22 protein-coding genes and 4 pseudogenes are annotated in these 22650 nt (G+C 69.9%); 14 read left to right on the top strand and 12 right to left on the bottom strand.

The window, feature by feature from the left end:
• Positions 1-28: 28 nt before the first annotated feature.
• The 3 genes from OG332_RS03785 to OG332_RS03775 are packed head-to-tail and all read right to left on the bottom strand — an operon-like array spanning position 29 to position 2183.
• Positions 29-922 (bottom strand): hypothetical protein, encoded by an 894-nt coding sequence (locus OG332_RS03785; protein ID WP_327412075.1) that lies wholly within the window; start codon positions 920-922, stop codon positions 29-31.
• Entirely contained in the window at positions 919-1257 is a 339-nt protein-coding gene (locus OG332_RS03780) for a PadR family transcriptional regulator (protein WP_327412074.1), read from the bottom strand. Before OG332_RS03780 ends, OG332_RS03785 begins: the two co-directional genes overlap by 4 nt.
• A 14-nt stretch (positions 1258-1271) precedes the next feature.
• Positions 1272-2183: a LysR family transcriptional regulator gene (locus tag OG332_RS03775; RefSeq protein ID WP_327412073.1), complete on the bottom strand. Its 912-nt coding sequence runs from the start codon at positions 2181-2183 to the stop codon at positions 1272-1274.
• Between the two features lie 141 nt (positions 2184-2324).
• Between OG332_RS03775 and OG332_RS03770 the strand changes: the two genes are divergently transcribed.
• Positions 2325-3257, top strand: a complete 933-nt coding sequence (locus OG332_RS03770) for an EamA family transporter (protein WP_327412072.1) — start codon at positions 2325-2327, stop codon at positions 3255-3257.
• 70 nt (positions 3258-3327) lie between these two features.
• On the opposite strand, the gene OG332_RS03765 is transcribed toward OG332_RS03770, so the two are convergent.
• Positions 3328-4059, bottom strand: coding sequence for a hypothetical protein (locus tag OG332_RS03765; RefSeq protein WP_327412071.1), 732 nt, complete (start codon positions 4057-4059; stop codon positions 3328-3330).
• Between the two features lie 143 nt (positions 4060-4202).
• Between OG332_RS03765 and OG332_RS03760 the strand changes: the two genes are divergently transcribed.
• The 4 genes and pseudogenes from OG332_RS03760 to OG332_RS03745 form a co-directional block, all read left to right on the top strand.
• Positions 4203-4616, top strand: coding sequence for a hypothetical protein (locus OG332_RS03760; RefSeq protein ID WP_327412070.1), 414 nt, complete (start codon positions 4203-4205; stop codon positions 4614-4616).
• A gap of 14 nt (positions 4617-4630) precedes the next feature.
• A complete protein-coding gene (locus OG332_RS03755) occupies positions 4631-5077 on the top strand; it encodes a hypothetical protein (protein ID WP_327412069.1) in 447 nt (148 codons plus the stop codon).
• Between the two features lie 351 nt (positions 5078-5428).
• Positions 5429-6313, top strand: a complete 885-nt coding sequence (locus OG332_RS03750) for a DUF1963 domain-containing protein (protein ID WP_327412068.1) — start codon at positions 5429-5431, stop codon at positions 6311-6313.
• A 149-nt stretch (positions 6314-6462) separates the two neighbouring features.
• Positions 6463-6558, top strand: a pseudogene (locus OG332_RS03745) (IS21-like element helper ATPase IstB); the annotation flags it as partial.
• 123 nt (positions 6559-6681) lie between these two features.
• On the opposite strand, the gene OG332_RS03740 reads toward OG332_RS03745, so the two are convergent.
• The gene (locus OG332_RS03740; RefSeq protein WP_327412067.1) at positions 6682-7212 is read right to left on the bottom strand and encodes a MarR family winged helix-turn-helix transcriptional regulator; all 531 of its coding nucleotides are present in this window, start codon (positions 7210-7212) and stop codon (positions 6682-6684) included.
• A 79-nt stretch (positions 7213-7291) separates the two neighbouring features.
• Between OG332_RS03740 and OG332_RS03735 the strand changes: the two genes are divergently transcribed.
• From OG332_RS03735 to OG332_RS03725, 3 genes and pseudogenes are all read left to right on the top strand, one after another.
• Positions 7292-7828 carry a hypothetical protein gene (locus OG332_RS03735; protein WP_327412066.1) on the top strand — a complete coding sequence of 179 codons (537 nt, stop codon included), beginning with the start codon at positions 7292-7294 and terminating at the stop codon, positions 7826-7828.
• 566 nt (positions 7829-8394) lie between these two features.
• Positions 8395-8832: pseudogene (locus OG332_RS03730) on the top strand (transposase); the annotation flags it as partial.
• A 368-nt stretch (positions 8833-9200) separates the two neighbouring features.
• A complete protein-coding gene (locus OG332_RS03725; RefSeq protein WP_327411792.1) occupies positions 9201-10562 on the top strand; it encodes an IS110 family transposase in 1362 nt (453 codons plus the stop codon).
• Positions 10563-10717: 155 nt separating this feature from the next.
• On the opposite strand, the gene istB is transcribed toward OG332_RS03725, so the two are convergent.
• Both istB and istA read right to left on the bottom strand, forming a co-directional pair.
• Positions 10718-11491: an IS21-like element helper ATPase IstB gene (gene istB, locus OG332_RS03720; protein ID WP_327411911.1), complete on the bottom strand. Its 774-nt coding sequence runs from the start codon at positions 11489-11491 to the stop codon at positions 10718-10720.
• The gene (istA, locus tag OG332_RS03715) at positions 11488-12906 is read right to left on the bottom strand and encodes an IS21 family transposase (protein ID WP_327411910.1); all 1419 of its coding nucleotides are present in this window, start codon (positions 12904-12906) and stop codon (positions 11488-11490) included. The genes istB and istA overlap by 4 nt, the downstream gene beginning before the upstream one ends.
• A gap of 136 nt (positions 12907-13042) precedes the next feature.
• Between istA and OG332_RS03710 the strand changes: the two are divergent.
• The 4 genes and pseudogenes from OG332_RS03710 to OG332_RS03695 all read left to right on the top strand — a co-directional run.
• Positions 13043-13837, top strand: a pseudogene (locus OG332_RS03710) (IS256 family transposase); the annotation flags it as partial.
• A 62-nt stretch (positions 13838-13899) separates the two neighbouring features.
• Positions 13900-14403, top strand: a pseudogene (locus OG332_RS03705) (fasciclin domain-containing protein); the annotation flags it as partial.
• 316 nt (positions 14404-14719) lie between these two features.
• A complete protein-coding gene (locus OG332_RS03700) occupies positions 14720-15292 on the top strand; it encodes an SMI1/KNR4 family protein (RefSeq protein ID WP_327412065.1) in 573 nt (190 codons plus the stop codon).
• 282 nt (positions 15293-15574) lie between these two features.
• Positions 15575-16507, top strand: coding sequence for an SDR family oxidoreductase (locus OG332_RS03695; RefSeq protein ID WP_327412064.1), 933 nt, complete (start codon positions 15575-15577; stop codon positions 16505-16507).
• An 84-nt stretch (positions 16508-16591) separates the two neighbouring features.
• Here the strand turns inward: OG332_RS03695 and OG332_RS03690 are convergent, their stop codons facing one another.
• From OG332_RS03690 to OG332_RS03675, 4 genes are all read right to left on the bottom strand, one after another.
• Positions 16592-16861: a MerR family transcriptional regulator gene (locus OG332_RS03690; RefSeq protein ID WP_442816102.1), complete on the bottom strand. Its 270-nt coding sequence runs from the start codon at positions 16859-16861 to the stop codon at positions 16592-16594.
• Positions 16858-17160 carry a hypothetical protein gene (locus tag OG332_RS03685; RefSeq protein ID WP_327412063.1) on the bottom strand — a complete coding sequence of 101 codons (303 nt, stop codon included), beginning with the start codon at positions 17158-17160 and terminating at the stop codon, positions 16858-16860. The genes OG332_RS03690 and OG332_RS03685 overlap by 4 nt, the downstream gene beginning before the upstream one ends.
• 104 nt (positions 17161-17264) lie before the next feature.
• Positions 17265-18323, bottom strand: a complete 1059-nt coding sequence (locus tag OG332_RS03680) for an SMI1/KNR4 family protein (protein WP_327412062.1) — start codon at positions 18321-18323, stop codon at positions 17265-17267.
• 885 nt (positions 18324-19208) lie between these two features.
• Positions 19209-20321 carry a hypothetical protein gene (locus OG332_RS03675; protein WP_327412061.1) on the bottom strand — a complete coding sequence of 371 codons (1113 nt, stop codon included), beginning with the start codon at positions 20319-20321 and terminating at the stop codon, positions 19209-19211.
• A 146-nt stretch (positions 20322-20467) separates the two neighbouring features.
• Here OG332_RS03675 and OG332_RS03670 point away from each other — a divergent pair, with 146 nt between their 5' ends.
• Complete coding sequence (locus OG332_RS03670) at positions 20468-20794, top strand: GYD domain-containing protein (protein WP_327412060.1); 327 nt, start codon at positions 20468-20470, stop codon at positions 20792-20794.
• A 155-nt stretch (positions 20795-20949) separates the two neighbouring features.
• Here the strand turns inward: OG332_RS03670 and OG332_RS03665 are convergent, their stop codons facing one another.
• Positions 20950-21339, bottom strand: coding sequence for a hypothetical protein (locus tag OG332_RS03665; protein ID WP_327412059.1), 390 nt, complete (start codon positions 21337-21339; stop codon positions 20950-20952).
• A gap of 484 nt (positions 21340-21823) precedes the next feature.
• Between OG332_RS03665 and OG332_RS03660 the strand changes: the two genes are divergently transcribed.
• Positions 21824-22597, top strand: a complete 774-nt coding sequence (locus OG332_RS03660; RefSeq protein WP_327412058.1) for a GNAT family N-acetyltransferase — start codon at positions 21824-21826, stop codon at positions 22595-22597.
• Positions 22598-22650: the final 53 nt, after the last annotated feature.

Below are 22650 nucleotides of genomic sequence, written 5' to 3'. Positions count from 1 at the left end.
GCGGGCCGCCGGCTCGGCCCGGTTCGGCTCAGGCGCGGCCGGCCATGCCCGGGCTCCTACGGCGCCACAGGCGCACGGTCAGGCCCGTGACAGCGAGCAGCGCGAGCCAGAGGAGCGCGGTGTCCTCGCCCACCACCCCGGCGAAGTAGCCCGTGACGAGGAGGGGCGCGGCGGCCAGGGCGAACTGGCCGCCGGTACGCACCCCCGACAGGGCCGGGCGCCCCGCCAGGACCAGCGCGGCGGACACGAGCACGGCGAACCGCCAGAGCAGGATCATGCCGAGGCCGCTCGCATCCAGCAGGGCGAGGATCACCACGGTCAGCGGGGCCCAGGTCATCAGGGCCGTGAGGCCGGCGGCGCTCCCGATCCGGCGGGGCGGTCGCAGGTCCGGAGGGCAGACGAGCGGGAGGGCGGCGACCAGCAACGGCGGCGCCAGGTACGCCGCGTGCTCCAGCGGCATGTCCAGGGCACCCGGCAGCACCGCGACCAGCAGGCAGACCGCGGTTCCGGCCGCTCCGGCGAACATCCACCGCGCCCCGGCTGCGAACCGGCCGCTCAGCGCGACGACCGCGCTGACGAGGGTCAGCAGGTAGCAGCCGTTGATCGCGTACCCGATCGGGTCCTCGAAGTCGGGGCGCCCGGTGACGTAGGCGCTGTTGAGGGTGGAGGCGAGCCGGAACGCGGCGTGCGCGCCCGTCGCGGCCAGCGCGAAGGGCGCCGCGGCCGCGAAGAGGCGCCCGCCGCGCTGCGCGGAACCCACCCGCAGGCGAAGCCGCAGCGCGTGGGCCACGATGTCGCAGGCCTCCCGCAGACGGGCGAGCGGGCCCGCGCCCTCGGTCGCCTCCCGGTAGGCCTCGGCCATCTCGTCGCCGAAGGCGCGGCGGAAACCGGCGGGATACAGGCGCAGCAGGCGACGGCTCACGCCGTGGCCGTCCCGCCGGAGACCCTCAGGCGGCGGGTGGCCTCGCGCGCGGTGGCGGCGATCCGCTGCGCCTCCGCGGCCAGGCTCTCCCGTCCGGCGGCGGTGAGGCCGTAGGTGCGCCGGAGCCGGCTGTCGACGATCTGCTCCTCGTGGACCTCGATCAGTCCTTGGCCGAGGAGCCGCTCCAGGGCCCCGTACAGAGTGCCCGTCCGCATCTTGACGCGGCCGCCCGAGACCAACTCCACCTCGCGCGCGATCGCGTACCCGTGGCGGGGCTCGTCGGCGAGCGCGGTCAGGAGGAGGAGGGTCGGTTCCTGCATCGCACGATCACTCATGCCAGCATGGTAAGTCACCCACCGGCATATATCGCCGACGGAAGGACGTGGTCTTGCGTCGCGATGTCGAGAACGCCGAGGAACGCGGTCGCGGCCGGCGTCCGGCCGGAGCGGCCCCAGACGGCGTACTCCACGCGGGCCGGCGCGTCGGCGACCTCGATGGTGATGACGCCGGCGAGCTGGGGCGCGTAGGCGGCGGGGAGCATGGCCACGCAGAGGCCCTGGGCGACGAGCCGGGCGATGAAGTCCGCGGTGGTCACTTCGAAGGCGACGTCACGGCCGAGACCGGCGGCCGAGAAGGCCAGGTCGGACTGGACCCGTCCGGCCGTCCCGGCCGGAAGGTCCACGAACACCTCGGACGAGAGCCTGCGAAGGTCGACCACTGGTTCGTCGGCGAGCGGATGGTCCGGCGCGACCACGGCGACGAGCCGGTCACGGGCGAGTTCCCGGGCGGCGACCCCCTGGGGCCGCGCCGTGGTCGGCAGCCCGAGGAACGCCACGTCCAGGGCTCCTTCCTTGACCTGCTCGACGAGGTCCTCGCTCGCGCCCACGCGCAGGCTGATCCGTACGTGCGGGTACTGGCGCCGGAACTCACGCAGTGCACCGGGGATGTCGACCGCGGCGACCGTGGGGATCAGGCCCACGGCGAGCCGTCCGCGTACCTCACCGACGGCCGCGGCGACCTCGGCGGCCGCCCGCTCGGCGGCGTCCAGACACTGACGGGCGGCCGGGAGGAACGCTTCGCCGGCGGGCGTCAGTCGCACCCGCCGGCTGGTGCGCTCGAAGAGCCTCGCGCCGAGCTCCCCTTCCAGGCGGGCGATTTGGTGACTGAGGGCGGACTGGACGACCAGACATCGTTCGGCGGCCCGGGTGAAGCTGTTCGTCTCGGCGACGGCGACGACGTAGCGCATCTGTTGGAGCTCCATGCATCCATCTTGAATCGAGATCGATGAGCTGACAAACATGTATTGGACTCATCGATCGTGCCGACCGAGACTGCGTGCATGACAGGCTCACGTCCCAGCCCGAGTCCCAGTCCAAGTCCCACTTCAGGAGCTTCGAGCGGCATGCGCGGAACCGGCAGAGCCGGTGCCCACGGGAATCTGCCCCGCACCGCCCTGACCGCGCTCGCACCCCTGGCATGGGGCACGACGTACGTCGTCACCACCGAGCTTCTCCCGCAGGGGCACCCGCTGTTCGCGGGCCTGCTGCGTGCGTTGCCCGCCGGCCTGATCGCGCTCGCGATCACCCGGACACTGCCGCGCGGTGCGTGGTGGGGGAAGGCCGCCGTGCTCGGCGTGCTGAACATCGGGCTGCTCTTCCCCCTGCTGTTCGTGGCGGCCGAACGCCTGCCGGGCGGTGTCGCCGCCACCGTGGCCGCGGCCCAGCCGCTCATGGTCGCCGTCCTGGCCGTGGCGGTCCTCCACGAGAGCCCGTCCGCCTGGCGCCTCACCTGGGGGGTGATCGGAGTCGGGGGCGTCGGCCTGGTGGTGATCGGGCCGAACGCGGCACTCGACGTCATCGGGATCGCCGCGGGCCTCGCCGGCGCGGCCTCGATGGCGCTCGGCCTGACCCTGACCAAACGCTGGGGACGGCCCGCCGGGGCCGGTCCCACCGCCTTCGCAGGCTGGCAACTCACCGCGGGTGGCGTATTCCTGGTGCCCGTCACCTTCCTCGTCGAGGGGACGCCTCCCGCGATCGACGCGCCCGCGGCCCTCGGCTACCTCTGGCTGGGCCTGGTCGGCGGTCTGATCGCCTACGTCCTCTGGTTCCGCGGCATCGCCACCTTGCCCGTCGCCTCGGTCGCGGTCCTCGTCCTGCTCTCGCCGCTGGTCGCGGCCGTGCTCGGTGCCGTCCTGCTCGGCCAGACACTCGGCCCGATCCAGCTCGCGGGGTTCGGCCTCGCGCTCGCCGCGATCGCCGCGACCCAGATCCCTCCCCCCACCCGCTCACGCGACTCCGTCCCCACGCCCACTCCGGAAAGGACGACGCCTCGATGAGGACCGCTGAGGCAGCAGCACGGCACGGTTCAGCAGTGGGGGGACCGGCTGTCAGGCTTGCTGCCAGGGCTCAGGAGATCGCGTACCACTGGCTGGCCCATCCGGTGTTGATGGTGCTCGTGGACTGCTCGGCGAGGTTCACGGCGGCCGGCAGCGAGGTCTGGCCGGTCAGGATTGTGCTGTACCGGAGATGGGGCGGCGTCAGACCGGCGTTGACCGAAATCCCGGCGCCCGTGGACTTCAGGGTGAGGGCGTTGGTGGCCCAGTTCCCGTTGAGGAGGAGAGCGATGAAGTAGGTTCCCGGGGCAGCGGTGAACGGCTTGCCGAGGGCCAGCGGCTTGGCGATCGCATCGGTCATCAGCTGGGGCGAGATGTCCGCAGTGGCCGCGACCAGCTTGCCGGTGGCGTCGTACACGCCGAGGTAGCAGTTGGCGAGCTGGGCGTTCGGGTCGATGCCGGCCAGGCCCAGCCAGATGTTCGACCAGGTGATCTGCTCGCGCAGGACGATCCGTACCAGGGTGACCCGCCCGCCGACCCCGGCGGCCGACTGGGCGGTGACGTGACCTGCGTCGTTGGGGTCGCCGGTCCACGCCAAGAGGTTCTGATCCTGCGGCCGAGGCCCCTCGAACCCGGCCCCGGCCCCGGGCCCGCCGCTCTGCGGGGGCACGGTGGCCACGGAACCCACCGCAGCGCTCGGGCTCGCGGTCGGGCTCCCTTTCGACGCGGTGCAGCCGGCCAGGACGAGCAGCGCCGCGAGCGCGGCAACGAAGCCGGTCGTGGCCGTGGTGGTGCGGGTGCGCATGGTCCCCCCATGAGGTGCGGATGTGCCGACGGTCATGATCACACGGGCCACCGCTGCGCAACGGACTGGACCCGACCGCTCATGGCCCGACGCTCTCGATGGATCGCCGGCCTGTGTCGGTACTCTGCGGCAGGATGACAGCCATGAACACCGAGATGCTCATAGACGTCTGGCGGCGGATCCTCATCGACCCCCGCAACTCGTGGGTGCTGTTCGAGCAGGGCACGTGCGTCGTCCTGACGGCTCCGGAGGGAGTGCTCGCCGAGCAGGCCACCGAGATCCTGAAGGAATTCGGCCCCGTAGACGTCGGATCCCCGGCCGCGGACTTCGCGGTGATCGACCTCAAGCAGGCCGAGGGCTGGGTCGTCACCGGCCACCACCACGACGTCCTCACCTACGTCGGCCCGGACGAACCGGATGACGGCTCCGACATCGCGGTCGGTCTCCACGGACGGTCCAAGCGCCACCGGGACGGAACCGAACTCCACGTCGTCCACGTCGAGGACAATCGCGGCAGCACGGCGGAACCAGCCCACGGGGACCGGACCTCGGCTTGAGGGACGCAGGAGCAATGATCACGGTCGTGTCGTTCGAGGCCTTCGCCGAGCGGGCGCCGTTCGACCCCGGCACCGCGGTACTCGGGCCGGTGAGTCACCGCAGCGGCCCGCTCGATCACAGCGGGATCGCCGGCACCTTCGGGCGGCTCGGCGACACCCTGGCGGTCCTCTACCGGGCCGGGGGAACACTGCGGCTGCTCCTGGGCGCCGAGGACATCGCCGTCACCGAAGGCCTCGGGGCGCGCCACGAACGCGGCGAGACCCTCAACAGGCTCACCGTGGGCACCCGCCACATCGACTACCCGCGTCCCGCGGACGAGCTGGACGAGGACGACCTGACGGCCCTCGCGGAGCCGGAGGATTTCGATCTGGGCCTGTTCCTCGCCAACGTCCTGAGCGACCCCGCACGCTGCGACCGGGTGTACCGGTCGTCGGCCGAGGCGCCCGGGACCGCCGGCTGACGCACGCCGACACGTACCCGGTGGGAAGCGAAGGCCCTGGTCGGCGACGCCGGCTCCTCAGCGCCGGCTCCGGCGCGCGCAACGGCCGCAGGCCCTGGAGGCGCTTGCAGACCGTCGCCGAAGAGATCCCGAACAGCGGGGTGGCCCTATTCACGGGTCGTGGGTTCTGGCGCAGATCTTGGGGAGTCGTCGCGGAGCGTTGCTGAAACAGGATCACCGCGCGGAGAAGTACGAATCCGGCTCGACTGTGGAGCAGGCTCTCGATCCTCTTGAGATGATGCAGTGCCCTGGTCCAGAGCGCGACAAGGCCGGTGGGGCTGGCTGTCGTACTCCGGTTCTAGAGTTCGGCACATGCCCCGTCACACACCTGCCCGCCCGGTCGACGTGGAGAGCCTCTTCCCCGAGCTGCTTCCCTTCCGCCGTGAGTCCGTCCGCCTCCACCCGCGCCCCGGTTCTCCGACATTCCGTGACAGCTCTGTCGGGGGTCCTCTGATGTGGCCGGCCGACGAACCATGGCCGGTGTGCACTGCGGAGCACTACGACCCGGACACCACGAGCCGCCTTGAACCGGCCGCACCCATGGCCCCCATCGTGCAGGTCCGCCGCGTCGATGTACCCGGCCTGTCCTTTCCCGAGGGCGCAGATCTGCTCCAGGTCCTGTGGTGTCCCTACGCGCACGGCACTTACTGCTACCCGCTGCCCCTGGTGTACTGGAGGGACTCCCGTGCCATCCGGGAGGCAGGGCCGACGCCCGCACCGGCGGCGGCCGGGCTTCCCGACGGCTGGTACCCGGCACCCTGTGTCGTTCACCCCGAGCGGGTGACCGAATACCCGAGGAACGACCTGTCCCGGGATCTCGAGGAAGCGCTTGAGGACCGTTTCGAGGCGCTGCTGGCCGAGACCGGGCTGCGCTACTCGTCGCATCTCGCCGACGCGCCGGGGATCAAGCTGGGCGGCTATCCGGGCTGGCGCCAGGAGCCCTGCTGGCCGGACTGCGAAACGTGCGGCGGCCGGATGGAGCACCTTCTGACCGTGACCGAGGGGGAATTCGACAATGAGTCCTGGCGCACGTGGCTTCCCGAGGAAGACCGGGCCGCCGAGGAGACCGAGACCCGCTGGCTATGGGAATCCGAGGCGTTCAACCCGACCCTTCTGGACACTTGCGGCGTCAACGTCTACGTCTTCGAGTGCCGCACCTGTCCCCACCGTCCCATCGGACACTGGTCGGACCGATGACCGGCAGACACAAACCGCCTGACACCCGCATCTCACCCCGCCGGCCACGCTTCGAAGCAGAGCAACACACTGCTCTCGACGCTCGGTTCTGGGGAGTGGTCGCGGAGCGGCGTAGGTCGAATCCGGCTCGTCCGTAGAGCTGACTCTTGATCTCCTTGGCCGGCTTCCCCCGGGACAGGTCCCTGCGGACCTTCGACTTCGACGCGAACCCCGACATCGACGCGGCCGCCATCCATACCCTCGCCCGTCACACGAGCCCGCGCCGAAGAATCGGCCAAGGCCGGCTGACCTCGGCAGACCAGTCTCACGGCCCGCCGCCCTCACGGCCCGCCGCCCTCACGGCCCGCCGCCCTCACGGCCCGCCGCCCTCACGGCCCGCCGCCCTCACGGGCCGCCTCACCGTGCACCCCGGCAGGGGCTAGCTTGGCCGTTTCCTTCGGACCACCGTTGCGGTTCTCCTCGGCCAGGGCGAGCGCGGCCTCGCGCATGACGGCGACGGTTCCGGTGAGCCAGCGGCCGACGGCGGCCAGTTCGGACTCGTCGAGGCCTTGCACCACTTCGGCCATCCCTGCCGTCATCGGGGCCATGGCCGCACCCAGGACGCGGCGGTGCGCGGCTGTGGCGGTCAGGGTGAACCGGCGGCGGTCGCCGGGATCCCTGGCGCGTTCGACGTATCCGAGAGCGGCAAGCCGGTCGATGATCTTGGTGATGGCGGCGTTGCTGAGGCCGGTTTCGCCGACGAGCCGACCGGGAGTGGTGCCGGGGGTGCGGGCGATGATGCCGAGCACCTTGTGCTCGGTGGCGTTGACGTGCAGGCGGGCCGCGAGCTGCTCGTGGTAGAGCACCACCCAGAGGCTGAGCTCGTGGCCCAGCGCGGCGCCGTCGCGTTCGGTACTCATGCCGGTCAGCGTACAAGTCTTTCACTTTGGTGAAGAAAACTACTTCACCAAAGTGAAAGGATGTGATGGGATCAGCCGCATGACCGCACCCCAGACACCGACGCGTTCGCGCCCGCGTCGCCCCGGTCCGCCCTCGGCCGCGCAGCTCGGCCGCGTGTACCTCGCCGCTCTGATCACCCACCTGCCGATCCTGGCGGTGCTCCTCGCGCCCCAGGGCCGCAGCCGGGTCGGCTCGGAAAGCACGGCGGGACTGCTGAACGCGTTACTGGTCGGGCTCGTGATCGCGGCCGTGGTCCTGGTGCCTGCGGTCTGCGCCCGGGTCGCCCCGGCGGGCCCGCGGTGGCAGCCCGGGAACGCGCTCGCCGGAGTCCGCGCCCTGATCCGCACCGACCGACGGGCCTGGCTGTGGCGCCTCGGGGAGTTGACCGCCCTCTACATCGCCGCCCAGTTCCTTCCGTACATCTGGGAGAACCCCCGGTACGGCACCGAACCGGGGGCGGCGCAGTGGGAGTTCCACCACGTCAACTTCGCTCTCCAGGGCGTCGTCATCTACGTGGCGGTGTGCGCGGCGACCACGTGGTACGCCTGCCGGTTGCGGCAGCTGCTGGAGGACTGATCCGCAGGAAGCGACCTGGCTCCGCGGGAGAGCCCGGACGGGGCCCCGGCCCCTCACCGCAGACGCCGACCACGCCCGATGACCCGCATGAGCAGGACGAGCCGCGAAGGTCGGAGTGACGTCATGTGCCGTGAACATCAGCGGGCACGCGGATGGCCGACGGCCCTCAGACTGCTGGACAGACGCTGCCCCTCGAAGCGAACGAAGCCAGCGGGGCGGGCTGCCGCTCATGAGGTCCGTGCGGCAGTACATCGCCACCCGCAGAACTCGGTCCGCCCGCGGCAGGCACCACGGAGGGCCACCACCGGGCCCATTGCCGCCCCGCTCCCGCACCGCCCTCACCAGCCTCGCGAACCGGGGCTTCGGGGGAGGGAGTGTCATGAATCAGGTGGGCACTTGCTCAGAAGGGACCCCTGATGGACGCGGAGAACGGTCACCTGATCGAGGACGCTGACGGCGTGTCGGTTGCGGTGTTCGACAGGGACGTTGACGGTGCCGGTGTGACATCGAAGATGACGGCGGCGAGCCGGGAAGCGGCGGCCGCGCACGGGCTGAGCCCCGGGCTGATGGACGAGCTGGCCGAGCTCGCCGCCGGCAAGGTCCGCGACGGCGGGCTCAGGCTGATGGGCGAGGGCGGCCTGCTGGTCGAGCTCACCCGGCACCTGATGCAGGCCGCCGTCGAGGCGGAGATGGACCTGCACCTGGCCGAGGAGGCCGGCCGCACCGGCGGCCGGGGCTCGCGCTCGGGCGGCAACGCCCGCAACGGCCACCGGTCCCGGAAGGTGATGACGGAGGTCGGCAGTGTGACGGTGCAGGTCCCCCGGGACCGGCTGGGCACCTTCACCTCCGGCCTGCTGCCGAAGTACGCGCGCCGCACCGGCGGCCTGGAGGAGATGGTCCTCTCGCTGACCGCGAAGGGGCTCACCTCCGGGGAGATCGTCGCGCATCTCGCCGAGACGTACGGCATGGAGACCTCCAAGGAGACGGTCTCCACCATCACCGACAGTCATAGTGGTACACGGGTCCCCGGTGGTCGTGACCCAATCACTGACTGACGTCCTGCTGGACTGTCCTTGCCTTGATCTGTCCGACCGCCGGGGCCCGGTTCCCCAGGGCTCCGGCCGGGCGGAGCATGACCTGATAGGAGTCAGCCGTTCACCTGCGGTTGACGCCTCGCGAGCGTGAAAATCGGTACGGGGGCTGTCCGCCGACGCCGCTTGATGTTTGGGCTGTGAGCCCGCATAGGAGTCTGGTGAGGGAGCCGTCCGAGGGGCCGCACACTGTCGTCTCGAGCACGCCGTTCAGCTTCTCTGTCTCCCCTCAGGCTTCCCGGGCAGCCCCCGCCCGCACCTTGCGCAAGGGGAGGAAGACGATGGAGGAGTCCAGGGAGGACCACGACGACGGAAGTGTTGCCCGGGTCGCGGCGATCGACATCGCCAAGGCGTCCGGGATGGTGTGTCTGCGCGTCCCGCACGACACCATTGAAGGCCGGCGCGTCCAGCAGGTCTGGACGGTCGCGTCCACCACGAACGCGATCCTCGAGCTCGGCGACCGGCTGGTCTGCCAGGGTGTCCAGCGGGTGGTGATGGAGGCGACGGGCTCGTACTGGCGGCCCTTCTTCTACCTCTTGGAGGCCCGTGGCCTGGAATGTTGGCTGGTCAACGCCCGCGATGTGAAGAACGTCCCGGGCCGGCCGAAGACCGACAAGCTGGACGCGGTCTGGCTGGCCAAGCTCGCCGAACGCGGCATGGTCCGCGCTTCGTTCGTACCGCCCAAGCCGGTCCGGCAGCTACGGGACCTCACCCGCACCCGCACGGTCTTCATCCAGGAACGCACCCGGCACAAGCACCGGGTGGACAAGGCCCTGCAGGACGCGCAGATCAAGCTGTCCGACGTTGTCTCGGACCTCTTCGGCCTCTCCGGCCGGGCCATGCTCGACGCCCTGGCCGCCGGTGAACGCAACCCCCGAGCTCTGGCGGATCTCGCCAAGGGGAGCCTGGTGAAGAAGAAGCCGGCCCTGGCCGAGGCACTCACCGGGCAGTTCGAAGAACATCACGGCCGCCTGCTGGGAGTGTTGCTGGGCACCATCGACCACCTCACCGCGCAGGTCCGGGAACTCGACCGGCTGATCGCCGACCTCATGGAACAGACCAGGGCCCCGCACGACGGCACCGGAACCGGACCGCCCCGCACAGACGACACCAGCACGTCGTCAGCCCGTGACGCTGTGACCGCGCGGGAACTGGCCGAGCGTCTGGACGCGGTCCCCGGCATCGGACCGGCCACCGCCCAGATCATCCTCGCCGAGATCGGCTTGGACATGAGCCGCTTCCCCACCCCCGAGCACCTGGTCTCCTGGGCGAAGCTGTGCCCCCGCACGATCCAGTCCGGAGCGAAGAACACCACCGGCCCAGCCGGCAAAGGCAACCCCTGGCTCAAGGGCGCCCTCGGCGAGGCCGCCAACGCCGCCGCCCGCACCGACACCTTCCTCGGCGCCCGCTACCGCAGGATCGTCAAACGCCGCGGCCACGCCAAAGCCCTCGTCGCCGTCGCCCGCTCGATACTCGTCATCACCTGGCACCTGATCAACGACCCCGACGCCCGCTACCAGGAACTCGGCGCCGACTGGCACCAGCGACATCTCAACCCCGCCCGCAAGACCCGCGACCTCGTCCGCCAGCTCCAGGCCCTCGGCCACCAGGTCACCCTCGCCGCCCCCACTACTGCGGCCTGACCGCACTCCTCGTTCCCGACGTCCGTCCCGCTCCGCGGAACGGACGCTGCCGCCTGCCCGGCTGAGGTTCGATTTTCCGTTCAGCATCAAGGTGTCGGCGTACGGGCTGTAGTGCAGAGGTGTGTACGGGCTGATGTGCAGAGCTTGATCCTGTGTCAGCTGGCCGCAGTGATGCCGCCTTCGATGGCTGTGAGGCGGTTCTTCAGGCGGTAGCTGGCGCCGTTGATGGCGAGGATCTCGCAGTGGTGGAGTAGGCGGTCGATGATGGCAGTGGCCAGGACGTCGTCGCCGAAGACCTGACCCCACTCACTGAAACTCTTGTTCGAGGTCAGCAGGGTGGAGCCCTTCTCGTAGCGCTTGGAGAGCATCTGGAAGACGAGGTTTGCCTCGTCACGCTCCAGCGGGAGGTAGCCGACCTCGTCCACCACGAGAACGTGAGGCCGCAGGTAGGTGCGGAGTTTGCTGGCCAGGCGGCCGATGGAGTCGGCGGCCTTGAGCTGGCGGACCATGTCGTCGAGGGTGGTGAAGTAGATCGAGTAGCCGGCCCGGCAGGCGGCGACAGCCAGCGCGACGGCGATATGTGTCTTGCCGACCCCGGGCGGGCCCAGCAGCGCGACGTTGGACTTGGCCTCGACGAACGCGAGGGTGGCCAGGTCCTTGACCTTCCTGGGGTCGAGTTCGGGCTGGTAGGAGAAGTCGTACTCCTCAATCGTCTTGTGGTGTGGCAGGCGGGAGACCCGTAGCGCGTGGCGGAAGCGGCGTTCTTCACGGACGGCAAGTTCTTCTTCCAAGACCAGGTCGAGGAAGTCGAGGTAGGCCATCGACGCGGCGTCGGCCCGGCCGACGTGCTCGGCCAGGGCCTCGGTGAGGTGGGGCAGGCCGAGTTTGGTGGCGGTGGTGCGGATCCGGGCGGTGACCAGCTCGCTCAACGCATGTCCTTGGGGTCGATGGGGGCGGGGTTGAACGGGCGGGTGCCGGCGATCTGGTCGTAGAGGGCCAGCGGACGGGTGCCGACGTGGACTTGCGCGGCTCTGGCCCGGGTCAGCAGCGAGATCAGACCGCCCGGTTCCTCGGCGCCGGAGCGGGCCGGCCTGCTCACGGGTGGCGGAAGGTCGGTGGTGGTGGCGCGGGTGTGTCCGTCGGGCAGGGCCTTCCAGTGGGCCTCATCCACGATCCTCGCGCTGCGTCCGACCGCGCGGGAGTGCACGGCCAGCAGCGTGATGCCCTGCGCGTCGGGCACGGTGGAATGCAGGGCCACGGTGCCTGCGGAGGCTCTGACCTCGACGAGCTGGCGGTGGCGGACCTTGGTGGCGGGCACCGAGTAGAGGTTGGCGTCGAAGGCGACCAGGCAGTCCTTGGCCACGTGTCGCAGGTGCCGATCGGCCACGATGTAGGGCTTGGCGGGCAGCGCCCGCAGCGCGGCGTGATCCCGCTTGGCCCGCACGCCGATCACCTCGCCGTGGGTGCGGTGCGTACGCGCCCGGCGCTGGGGCACCCAGGCCATGAACGCCCCGTCCATGTCATCCAGGCTGGAGAAGGACCGCCCCGCGAGCACATGATCGCGGACGATGAGGACCTGGCGCTCGACGCGGCCCTTCCCCGTCGGCCGGTAGGCGGCCAAGACGTCGATGTCGAAGTCGTAGTGCCCGGCGAACGCCACGGCCTCCGGATGCAACGGGACCGCCTCGCCCGGGGCGACGTGACGGCGCACGACAGTCTTGGTCCGGTCGTAGACGATCACCCCGGGCGCCCCGCCGAAGTGCGCGAACGCCCGCCGGTGGCACTCGAAGAACGATGCCAGATTCTGGCTGGTGGTGAAGCAGCAGAACGGATCTCGGGAGTAGGACAAGGTCATGTGGAAGGAGTAGACCTTCGGGATGCCGACATGGGCCAGGATGTTGCCCTCGTCGCCCCAGTCGACCTGGGCCTGGGCGCCGGGCACCACCTCGAAGCGGCGGTGCAACTTCGCCAGCTCGCGCGGGGTATATCCCAACTCCTCGGCGATGCGGGGTCGGGCCTGCTGCACGTACATCTTGACGCGCTGGTAGTGGTGCGGGAAGGCATACTGCTCGACCAGACGCTCATGGATGACCGCGGCCTTCAGCAGCACCTCAGCCCGTAGCCACGCATCAATCACATGCGCCCACGGCTTGATCACCTGGTTGCCGAGATCCGAGCGCGGCGCCGGAGCCGGCGGAACCGGAGGACCGTCGCTCTCCAGATACTTCTTGACCGTACGCCAGTTCAGACCGGTCTCCCGAGCGATCTCCGAGATGCTCGCGCCCGCCTCATGCAGAGCCCGGAAACGCCGCAGCTCCAGCCACCGCCCCGGTTCCAGCAACATCCGACAGGCCCTCCTCGACGCTTCACAAGATCAGCGTCAGGCTCCTCTCATCGAGCCGGGCCCCACCCCGACACGCCGAGTCACCTCTGTAGATCAACCCGTACGCACCTCTGCATCAGAGCCCGTACGCCGACACAAGGCCCTGGACGCCATGGCCGACTGGCGCACGCGCCCGCTCGATCCGGTCTATCCGGTCCTGTTCGTGGACTGCGTGAACGTGAAGATCAGAGACGGTGCGGTGGCGAACCGCCCCATCTACGTGGTCCTCGCGGTCACCTGCGACGGCCACCGCGAGATCCTCGGACTGTGGGCCGGGGACGGCGGCGAGGGCGCCAAATACTGGCAGAACGTCCTTGCCGAGCTGCAGAACCGCGGCGTGAGGGACGTGCTCATGCTCGTCTGCGACGGCCTGAAGGGCCTGCCCGAGGCGGTCAACACCGTCTTCCCGCAGACGGTGGTCCAGCTCTGCATCGTTCACCTCATCCGCACCACGCTGAAGTACATCTCGCGCGCCGACTGGGACAAGGCCGCCCGCGACCTGCGGCCCGTCTACACCGCCGCCAACGAGGACGAGGCCCTCGCCCGGCTCGCCGAGTTCAGCGAGAAATGGCAGGCCAAGTACCCGGCCGCGGTCCGTGCCTGGGAAAGGTCCTGGAGCGAGGTGGTGCCCTTCCTGGGCTTCCCACCGCCGATCCGGAAGATCATCTCGACCACGAACGCGATCGAGAGCCTGAACGCGCGCTACCGGCGCTCGGTCAACGCCTGCGGGCATTTCCCGAACGAGACCGCCGCCCTCAAGCGTCTCTACCTCACCACCCTCGCCCTCGACCCGACCGGGAAGGGCCGCAAGCGGTGGACCAGCCGCTGGAAAGAGGCCATGAACGCCTTCGACATCGCCTTCGACGGCCGCCTCTCGGCCGAACGTGTGTGAGCCAACCAGACCAACGAGAAACCTCTACGCCAACCGAGTGGTGAACACCGCTTTCGTGATACTCCCCGACCCCGGATGCGTCGATGACGGCAGGCAAGCCGTTCGGTCCGGCCTGTGCCGGGGTTCCCGCCGAGGGCGCCGGCTCCTTCGACGGCATGGCCAAGGACCCGGTCGCCACAGCTGCGTCCAACAACCCGGCGCTGTCCACGCTGGTCGCCGCAGTCAAGCAGGCCGGGCTCGTCGACACCCTCAACAACGCCAAGAACATCACGGTCTTCGCACCGACCAACGACGCCTTCGCGAAGATCCCGAAGACCGACCTCGACAAGGTCCTCGCCGACAAGGCCATGCTGACCAAGATCCTCACCTACCACGTCGTCGGCGAGAAGCTCACGCCGAAGCAGCTGGAGAGCGGCTCCTTCGAGACCCTGGAGAAGACCAGGCTCACCACGCGTGGCTCGGGTGAGTCCTACAAGGTCAACGACACCTCGAAGGTCGTGTGCGGAAACGTCAAGACCGCCAACGCCGACGTCTACATCGTCGACACCGTCCTGATGCCGAAGTAACTCTTCCTTTGTGACGTCCGGTCAGTGCTTCGTGAGCCGGACCCCCCGTCCCCCGGGGGGTCCGGCTCACGGGCCTGTTCCGTCCGCTGCGGACAGGCCCGCGCCAGACGCCCCTGGCGCTCCAGCGCTGTCTTCCCGGTGGACCCGTCTCCTCGCTCACGGAACCCCGCCCATGCGACTGGCACCCTGACTGGGTGTGAGAACGTCCCGAGGCCTTCACCCAGGGAGCGGCTCCTGGGCCGGAGCCGATTCGGATGCGCGCCGCCCTGGCCGCCCGACCGCGGGCACCGGTTGCGATGCCAGTAGCGTCCCTTCCATGATCGCCCTCGATGCCCTCGATGCCCTCGTCCGCCTTTGCCCGCCGCCCGCCGACTTTCCACCCGGTGTGGACTGGGCACAGGCCGAGCGCGCCCTGGGTGCGGCTCTGCCCGCTGACTACAAGCAGCTCGTCGAGACATACGGCGACGGCATCTTCGACGACACGATCTGGCTACTCGTCCCCGATTCCGCCTTCAGCGAGTGCGACCTGCACGCGCAGACGACGGAACGGGACGAGATCTTGGCCGACCTGTGGGAGTTCGAGGCGAAGCCTGCCGGCCTGCTGGAGGCGGGGGCCCGGGTCCTTCCGTGGGCATTCGAGGAGGGCACGGGGGCCTTCCTGTACTGGCTGGCGAGGCCCGGCCAGCAGCCCGATGAATGGACCGTGCTCTACAACGAGGGGCGCGGCCCACTGTGGGAGCACCACGACATGGGGTGCTTGGCCTTCTTGCTGGCAGTGCTCACAGGAACGGCGGAGACGGAGTACTTCGGCTACCTCCACGACGTGCCGAAGCCGACGGAGCACCGCTTCGCGACGGCCGACCAGACTCTCGGAACGTCCCGCCGCTGACGCCGTCCGAGCGCCACAGTTGGTTCGACCGCGCTTCCGTGACGAGTGGGCCAGAAAGAAGGCCCGTGTCCAGGGGCGGCCAGCCTGAGCGTCTCCCCGCTCGACGCTACGGCCTGCTGCGGGCCTGTCACTGCTCCTGGTAAGCTCACCGATCTCGATCCGCAGCCTTGGTTCTGCGTCCACGCTGCACGGCAGAGGCCGTCCGTGCCCGGGCCAGGTGCAAGATCCACGCTCACGCGTTGAAAGGTCTTGCTGTGAAAGGGTTCGAGCAGAATTCAGACGGTGCCGAAAACCGAAGGTGTCTACCTGCTGACCGCCGTCAGCCCGCGTAGGGACGAAGGCAACAGCCCGACCGGGATCGTCGGCCGGCGCCTGGCACGGCAACTGCTTACCTCGGGCCGGCATGTGCGGGTGATCGCCGAGCCGGACCAGTGCGGCGGCTGGCCCGACACGGTCGAAGTCGTCGAAGGCTCCATCACCCGGCCGCTGGAGTGCGCCCGAGCCTTCGACGGTGTCGAGGCCGTGTTCCTTGCCGGCGCCCATCCGTCCACGGTCCAGGACGCCCTGACCCTGGCGCGGAACGCCGCCGTGAGGAAGATCGTCCTGTTGTCGTCTCATGGACCGGAGTACGAGGAGGCGAATCCGCCGGAGACCTGGTTCTGGCTGGCGATCGAGAAGGCGGTGGAACGCTCGGACATCGCCTGGACGCACATCCGGCCGTCGGCCGTGATGGGTGCCGTCATCGAGGGGACCTACCCGGCGACAGGGTCGGACTGGCCTGATACCGTCCGCGCCGACGGGGTGGTCCGAGAGGCTTTCCTCAACCAGGGCCACTATCCCTTCATCCACGAGGAGGACCTCGCCGCCGTAGCGGCTGCGGCCCTGATCGGCGATGACTACGCGGGGACGGTCATCGAGGCGGTGGGCCCGCCGCTGAGCACACGATCACGCGTACGGAGCATCGCCGCCGCTCTCGGCCGCGACATCGGTACCGTCGAGCTGACGCCAGACGAGAGCCGGACCATCTGGCAGCATCTCGGCTGGCCCGGCGGTGCGGTCGACGTGACGCTGTTCGCTCTTGAAGAGTACGGTGCCCGATTCGCCGAACTCGCTCAGTGGACAGCCGACCAACAGCCGTCCGTGCAGGACATCACCGGCCGTCCGCTGCGCACCTACGACGACTGGGTATGCGAGAACATCGACTCATTTCGCTGACCTCGGCGAGTCGCAGTATCCGCCTGCCGGGGCTTCAGACCCTGGTCGACTTCTCGCGAAGACCCGGCAGTTCAGTGAGTCCACTTACCTCAGCCCGCTCCTGCAACCCGGCGGCCGGCCGTGGCGGTGGCGGCCCGCCTCCAGCAGCTCGGCGACCTCGTCCAGCGTGAACCCGAGCCGCTGCGCGGCCTTGATCACCCGCAGCGCGGTCACCGCCTCCTCGCCGTACAGGCGGTGGCCGCCGTTGCTGCGTTCCGGCTCCGCCAGCAGGCCACGCCGCTCGTAGTACCGCAGCGTCTGGATGTTCACCCCGGCCGCCTCCGCGACCTGCCCACTGCGCAGCGCCGTACTCACCGCTGCTCCCCACTGCCAGCCGTGGTCCGTGCGGCGAGGGCATCCAGGACCGCCTCATGCAACTGGTCCACCGAGATGTCCAGACGGACCAGGCCCTTGCCGGGGGTGGTGGTGAAGGTGAAGAACGAGCAGCATCTGCTCTCACGCGCCACCAGGTCCCGCACCCGTTCCTCGGCACACGGTCCGCCGGTCAGGTCAAGGCGCAGCCGCAGAGGCTCGGGCCTCGACAGCGAGATCAGCCGCTCGGAGAGCAGCGCATCCCACTCCGCGACCCGCAGCGGCCGCTCCTCGGTGGGCAACGCACAGGACTGTGTGACTGAGTGCTGTAGTTGGCCGGACCGGCCAACTACGGCGCTCAGCTCCCGTGGGGCGTGCACTGCACGGCTTTGTGCGGCCCCGCCGGTCAGGCCGCGGGGCCGAGGTCTCCCGCGAGGAGCGTTTGTACGATCTCGGGCCGGTCCCAGAGGGCAAGGATCTCGTTGGCGAGGGCCACGACGGGCAGGTGGTCTTGATCCCGCACCGTGATGGCTGCGGCTTTCAGGGTGCGCGGGACAGCTCCGGCGTCCAGGAGGACGCGCCATTCCTGCGCGCCGAGTTCCAGAAACTCCAGTGCGGTGAGCCCAGCGACCTCCAGGGGGTCGGCCAGTGTGCCGGGCGCGGCGGTAAGAGTGCGCAGTCGGGGCAGTCCCGTGACAGGTGCGAGGCTGAACGGTGTGCCGTCCCAGGCCCCGATGGTCAGGACTTCCAGGGCGGGATGGGCGGCGGCCTGGATGCTCTCGAGGCACCCGGTGCCGACTCTGGCCACGGCCGGAAGCTCGTCTCCGCGGCGGTCACGGCGTTCCTCCCGCATCCGGCCCATGACGAAATCGGTGAGGGAATCGGCCACGAGCTCGGCACCGAGGCTCTGCTCGTGATCGACCAGGATGACCTGCCCGAAGTGTCCTGCGGGGCCGGGAGTCAGGTCGACGGCGAACTCGTCGCCGCCGTTGCTCCCGAAGCCGATCCAGCCCGGTGAGCCGGCCAGGCTCTGCACCGCCGCGTCGGGCGCGCTGCTGACCGCACGCTTGGCGCCGAGGCCCCAGCCCGTGTGACGTACCGCCCCGTCGACGCTGCACAGGTGTTCCAGTCCGGAGAGCTCGCAGCCGACCGCCTCGCCGGCGCGGTCCGCCTCGTCGAGGTCGAAGTCGTCGCCCGCGTACACACGTGTCACCCGGTAGAGCACCTTGATCTCCTCGGACAGCGTGACACCGAGGCGTGCTTCAGCGGCAGCGATCTCCTCTTCCGTCGCGCCGATGGCGCCCGGCAGCCGCTCGCGCAATGTCCGCTCCAGCAACTCCGGGTTCGCCGAAGGCGCCGGTACCGCCCGGAACGCGGGATCGGGGCGGCGGAGCCAGGGCTCGGGAAGGAAGCCGTCGGCCAGGATGAGCACTCCCAGGTCCGGGTAGCCAAGTGCCGGTTCCACGACTGGGGTCGGCCAGACCAGCCCGAGCGTGGTCCTTCCGTCTGGGTGGACCTCTGCCCTGAATGCGATCTCCTGGACTCTGCCGCGCGCGAGCGCCCGCTGTATGTCCTCCACCGCGGTCCGCGCCGTCGGCGACATGGATCCTCGATGCGCAAGGCTCGTGCCGTATTGGCTGATGCGTCCTGCGACCCGCGCCGACCGGGCGGCACGCCGATCCCTGTCGTCGGCCAGCATGAGCCGCAGAACGGGCTCCCAGGTCGCGAAGTCGGATACCGATGACAAGGGGGGTCTCTGATCAACCATGCGTAGACCGTACGAGGAGGCAATGACAGTGGAGGCGGCCGGGCTGCCTTGCCGACAGGTCACCTGACCATCCATCAGCATCAACCTCAGGAGCCACACGATGCGCCCCATCAGAGCAGCTTGTCCCGGCACGGCCAGTGCGCTGGACCGGCGGCACTGCACCACCACCCGGGTCGAAGACGGCGGAGCGGAGGAGTGCGTCGTGACCTGTACCCTCCCGGGCGGCCGGCTCTCCGTGCACGGATGGTCTTCGGCATTCTCAACCCGGCCCTCCCCCTTCGTTCGACAACGGGATCACCGGCGGCACCGGGGTACTCGACCGGGCTCGCGGATCGGTCCATGCACAAGGCCGCCGCACCGGCGTCGGCGAGAAGGTCGAGCGCCGGCCACGCCGCCGTCTTCCCGCCTGCGGCGGATCCGAGCGGAGCGGCGGCGAAGACCGGCAGCAGCAGGCTCCGTACGACCCACACGTCGTCCGCTGGTCATCAGGTGCAGCGGAGCTGGACACGCGCCAGTTTCCATGGAGCGGGAGCCGGGCCTGGCGCTCTGCGGGAGGGCAGTTGCCGGGGCGGGCGTGACGCCTCAGCCGGGGTAGCCGATCTCCGAGATGTCTTCGGCCAGATCGGCGAGCCCGACCTCCGGGTTGAGCACGGCGACGAGCTCCGGCGTCAGCGGGCGCTGGGCCAGCAGGGCACGGACGGCCTCGACGTTGACGGGTGTCTCGTAATACTCCGACGCCCACGCCGCGTAGGCATCCGGGGAGCGGTCGACGAGGAGCTCGAAGAGAATGTTCGCACCGTCGGGGTCGCCGTCGCCCTCCTCGGGAAAGGTGATGCTTCCAGTCCTCCAAGCGGTGTCGATGGCCTCGCTGCGTCGGCCGTGACGGGCCAGGAGCTCGGAGAGGTGAAGCGCCACGTGGGGATTGCCTGAAACGTCAGCCGCGCGAAGGGTGTCAACGGCATCGTCGATCCTTTGCCGCTCCTCCAAGTGGTCGGCCAGGGCCGCCAAGGCGTACTCCTCGCCTCCGTCTGCGGCGAACTCCCGCAGTTCGGCCTCGCGGCCGTGGCGGGCGAGGAGGCAGGCGAGCTGCTGTGCGTGGTCGGCATACATCACGCCGTCGACGTATACGTGACCGTGCAGGAGGCTGACAGCCTCGTCGACGCGGCCCTGGCGTTCCAGCAGGGTGGCGTGCAGAGGGACAGTGTCCCAATCGTCCGACCGCCACGGCTCGAAGGGATCCGGCGGCCCGACGCTCACGGCAGGGAGCAGCGCAGCGATCTCCTCGTCGCGGCCGTGGTCGGCCGTCAGCTCCACCAGACTCTCGGCCAGCACCAGGTCGGTGGCGCGCGGTCCCAGGAGGGCGATGACCTCGTCGATACGGCCTTGCCGGGCAAGCAGGGTCGCCAGCTGGCGGAGGGCCTGCCGGTGTCCGGAGTCGGCGGGCCGGCGGAGCAAGGCGATGGCCTCGTCGAGGCGGTCCCATTCGGCGAGCAGTCCGACGACCGTACTGACCGCCTTCATCCAGCCCGTGGCAACGAACGGTTCGAGGAGCGCAAGCGCCGTCTGCCGGCCTGGGGGCTCAGGGTCGTCCTCAAGCGTGGCCTGCGCGAGGCGATGCGCGCAGAACCAGTCGCCTGCCGCGGCCTGGCTGTGCAGGATGCCGAAGTGGCCCCGCTCCATGAGCAACGAGGCCACGGTCGGAGGTAACCGCAGACGACCTGGCCGTTGGCTCTGGGCCGAGGCGGTCATCGTCCCCGGCTGTTTGGGGGAACCGCGGTCCACCCCGGCTCTTCTCCCACCCGGCGCGGGGCATCCATGGGGGAAAACGAAAGAGAGACACGATGACGCTCTATCTATCGAGGTTCAGCTACACGCCGGAGACCTGGGCGAGGCTGATCGGCCACCCCGAGGACCGCGCAAAGGCCGCTCAGTCGTACATCGAATCCGTCGGTGGAAAGCTCCACGGCTTCTGGTACGCCTTCGGCACGCACGACGGCTATAACCTCTGGGAAGCTCCGGACAACGTGTCCATGGCCGCGGTTGCGCTGGCGATCAGCGGAGGTGGCGCGCTCAGCTCCTTTGAGACGACCGTTCTCCTGAGCGTCGATGAAACGCTGGATGCGCTGCGCAGGGCGGAGCAAATCCAGTATCGGGCTCCTGGCGAGTAGGGCCCGCAAGCGGGCCTGCCAGTCCTGCGCAGGATCACCGCCGCCGACGGACCGCAGGCCCAGTAGCCGACCGGTCCGGCCGGCGCCGGTTTGGCGACCAGCGTGCGGTCCAGGGCGTTTTCGGGCCAGAGCCCAGGCGGCGGGCTGCCTGGCGGTCACTCTCGTCGAGGAAGGCGTGGGGTGCGTATGGCGCGCGTGATGGTCCCGGCCCCGGCCACCAGGGTCGCGGAGGCGAGGACGGCGAGGACCGGGTTCACACAGGCGGGGACGAGGTCGTTGTCGGCGTTGCAGGTGTTTGACAGCGGGAGCAGCGTCGAGACGTGTTCGTCGGGGTCGAAGCGGGTGTGCACGGTGAGCTCGCACATCTCGCGGACGTCCAGGACCAGGAGGTGGGTCAGGCCCACCAGGTAGTGGACGCCGGTCACGGCGGCCAGCAGGAGGGCCCCGAGGGCCCACCGGTCGCCGCGGGCCGCACGCCTGACGGCCGCCACGAAGCACCAGAGCACGCCTACGAAGGCGCCCACCTGCAGGAATTCACTCAGCATGTCGGCACAGTATGCGGATGGTGTGAGCATCATTCGGACATACCGTTAGTTCTCATCCGTCAGTGAGTGATCGGTGACCGAACCAGTACACGGAGCGGCGCGCGGGGAGCGTCGAGCCGGCGAGTCGGAATCGCCGTTGATGGCGCGCTGGCGGGTCTTGCATTGCCCAGGCCGCGGTATCCCGCTCGAAGGCCCCGGAGGCGCTCTTGGGGGCCGCGGCAGGGGCGCGGCGCCGAGCCGCCCCAGGCGTTCGCGTTGCCCGGTCGGCCCGGACATCTCCGGTGGCACCGTCCCTGGCCGTGACCGAGCCGCTTTCCGTATGCGCCTCGCCCATCACCCGGATCCCTGTCTCCACCGGTCCCGTGGTGCGCTCGCAGACGGTGTGCGCATGCTGTGAGCAGACGCTTGGCGGACGCCCCGTAGCCGCGCCCCGGCACGGGTAATTCGGAGGCTGCCGCGGCCCGCGGACGCATAGGCTCCACCCATGCCCGGATCAGAACTGCAGCGGATCAACACCTTCTTGTCGGCCTTCGCCCGCCGCCAAGCCGCGCGCTCCGTCGACCTGCCCGGCGGGTTCGCCGTGTACGACGACGCCCTCGCACACTCCCGTGCGAACAACCAGGTCGTCATCGACGTGCCCGCCGTCGACATCGACCCCGAGGCGGTGCCCGCCCTCGTGGAGGAGGTACTGGGGCACCTGCCGCACCGGCTGATCTCCGTCCTGGACGACGAAGCCGGAACAGTGTGTGCGGAGCCGCTGATCCGCGCCGGATACACGCACTCCACCTACCTGGTCATGCTGCACACCGGCCCGGCGCCGGTAGGCGGCGGAACCGCGGAGGAAGTGGACCTCGACGCCCTGCGCGCCCCGCTCACCCGACGCTGGCAGGGCTTCCTCCCGACCGTCGAGGACGAGGTCCTGCGCCACCTCGTCGACCGGCGCGAGGTCCGCCGCCGCGGGGCCGACGGCGTCCACTTCATCGGCGCCCGCACGGCGCGGGGCGAGGTCGCCTCATGGGCCGACCTCTACCTCGACCCGACGACCGGCACCGCCCAGATCGAGGACCTGATGACCTCGGAGGCCCACCTCAGGCACGGTTACGCCGACGCCGTCCTGAACACCGCCCTGCGCCTGGCCGCCGCCCAGGGCTGCGATACCCGCTTCTTGACCGCCGATGCGGCGGACTGGCCGCGCCACTGGTACGAGCGCCGGGGCTTCTCCGTGATCGGCCAATCGCACTGCTTCGAACGCGGCTGATCGCGCAACAGCCCGGGTCGGAATTCGTGCTTGAGTCGAAACGCGCGCCACGG

The organism is Streptomyces sp. NBC_01233, from assembly GCF_035989305.1.
GTDB lineage: Bacteria > Actinomycetota > Actinomycetes > Streptomycetales > Streptomycetaceae > Streptomyces.
This window is presented reverse-complemented; position numbering and strand designations above follow the sequence as displayed.

Coding starts and splice junctions, on each gene's coding strand:
- OG332_RS03780 (WP_327412074.1), bottom strand. CDS start 1,257: ATGAGTGATCGTGCGATGCAGGAACCGACCCTCCTCCTCCTGACCGCG.
- OG332_RS03775 (WP_327412073.1), bottom strand. CDS start 2,183: ATGGAGCTCCAACAGATGCGCTACGTCGTCGCCGTCGCCGAGACGAAC.
- OG332_RS03770 (WP_327412072.1), top strand. CDS start 2,325: ATGCGCGGAACCGGCAGAGCCGGTGCCCACGGGAATCTGCCCCGCACC.
- OG332_RS03765 (WP_327412071.1), bottom strand. CDS start 4,059: ATGCGCACCCGCACCACCACGGCCACGACCGGCTTCGTTGCCGCGCTC.
- OG332_RS03760 (WP_327412070.1), top strand. CDS start 4,203: ATGAACACCGAGATGCTCATAGACGTCTGGCGGCGGATCCTCATCGAC.
- OG332_RS03755 (WP_327412069.1), top strand. CDS start 4,631: ATGATCACGGTCGTGTCGTTCGAGGCCTTCGCCGAGCGGGCGCCGTTC.
- OG332_RS03750 (WP_327412068.1), top strand. CDS start 5,429: ATGCCCCGTCACACACCTGCCCGCCCGGTCGACGTGGAGAGCCTCTTC.
- OG332_RS03740 (WP_327412067.1), bottom strand. CDS start 7,212: ATGAGTACCGAACGCGACGGCGCCGCGCTGGGCCACGAGCTCAGCCTC.
- OG332_RS03735 (WP_327412066.1), top strand. CDS start 7,292: ATGACCGCACCCCAGACACCGACGCGTTCGCGCCCGCGTCGCCCCGGT.
- OG332_RS03725 (WP_327411792.1), top strand. CDS start 9,201: ATGGAGGAGTCCAGGGAGGACCACGACGACGGAAGTGTTGCCCGGGTC.
- istA (WP_327411910.1), bottom strand. CDS start 12,906: ATGTTGCTGGAACCGGGGCGGTGGCTGGAGCTGCGGCGTTTCCGGGCT.
- OG332_RS03700 (WP_327412065.1), top strand. CDS start 14,720: ATGATCGCCCTCGATGCCCTCGATGCCCTCGTCCGCCTTTGCCCGCCG.
- OG332_RS03670 (WP_327412060.1), top strand. CDS start 20,468: ATGACGCTCTATCTATCGAGGTTCAGCTACACGCCGGAGACCTGGGCG.
- OG332_RS03665 (WP_327412059.1), bottom strand. CDS start 21,339: ATGCTGAGTGAATTCCTGCAGGTGGGCGCCTTCGTAGGCGTGCTCTGG.
- OG332_RS03660 (WP_327412058.1), top strand. CDS start 21,824: ATGCCCGGATCAGAACTGCAGCGGATCAACACCTTCTTGTCGGCCTTC.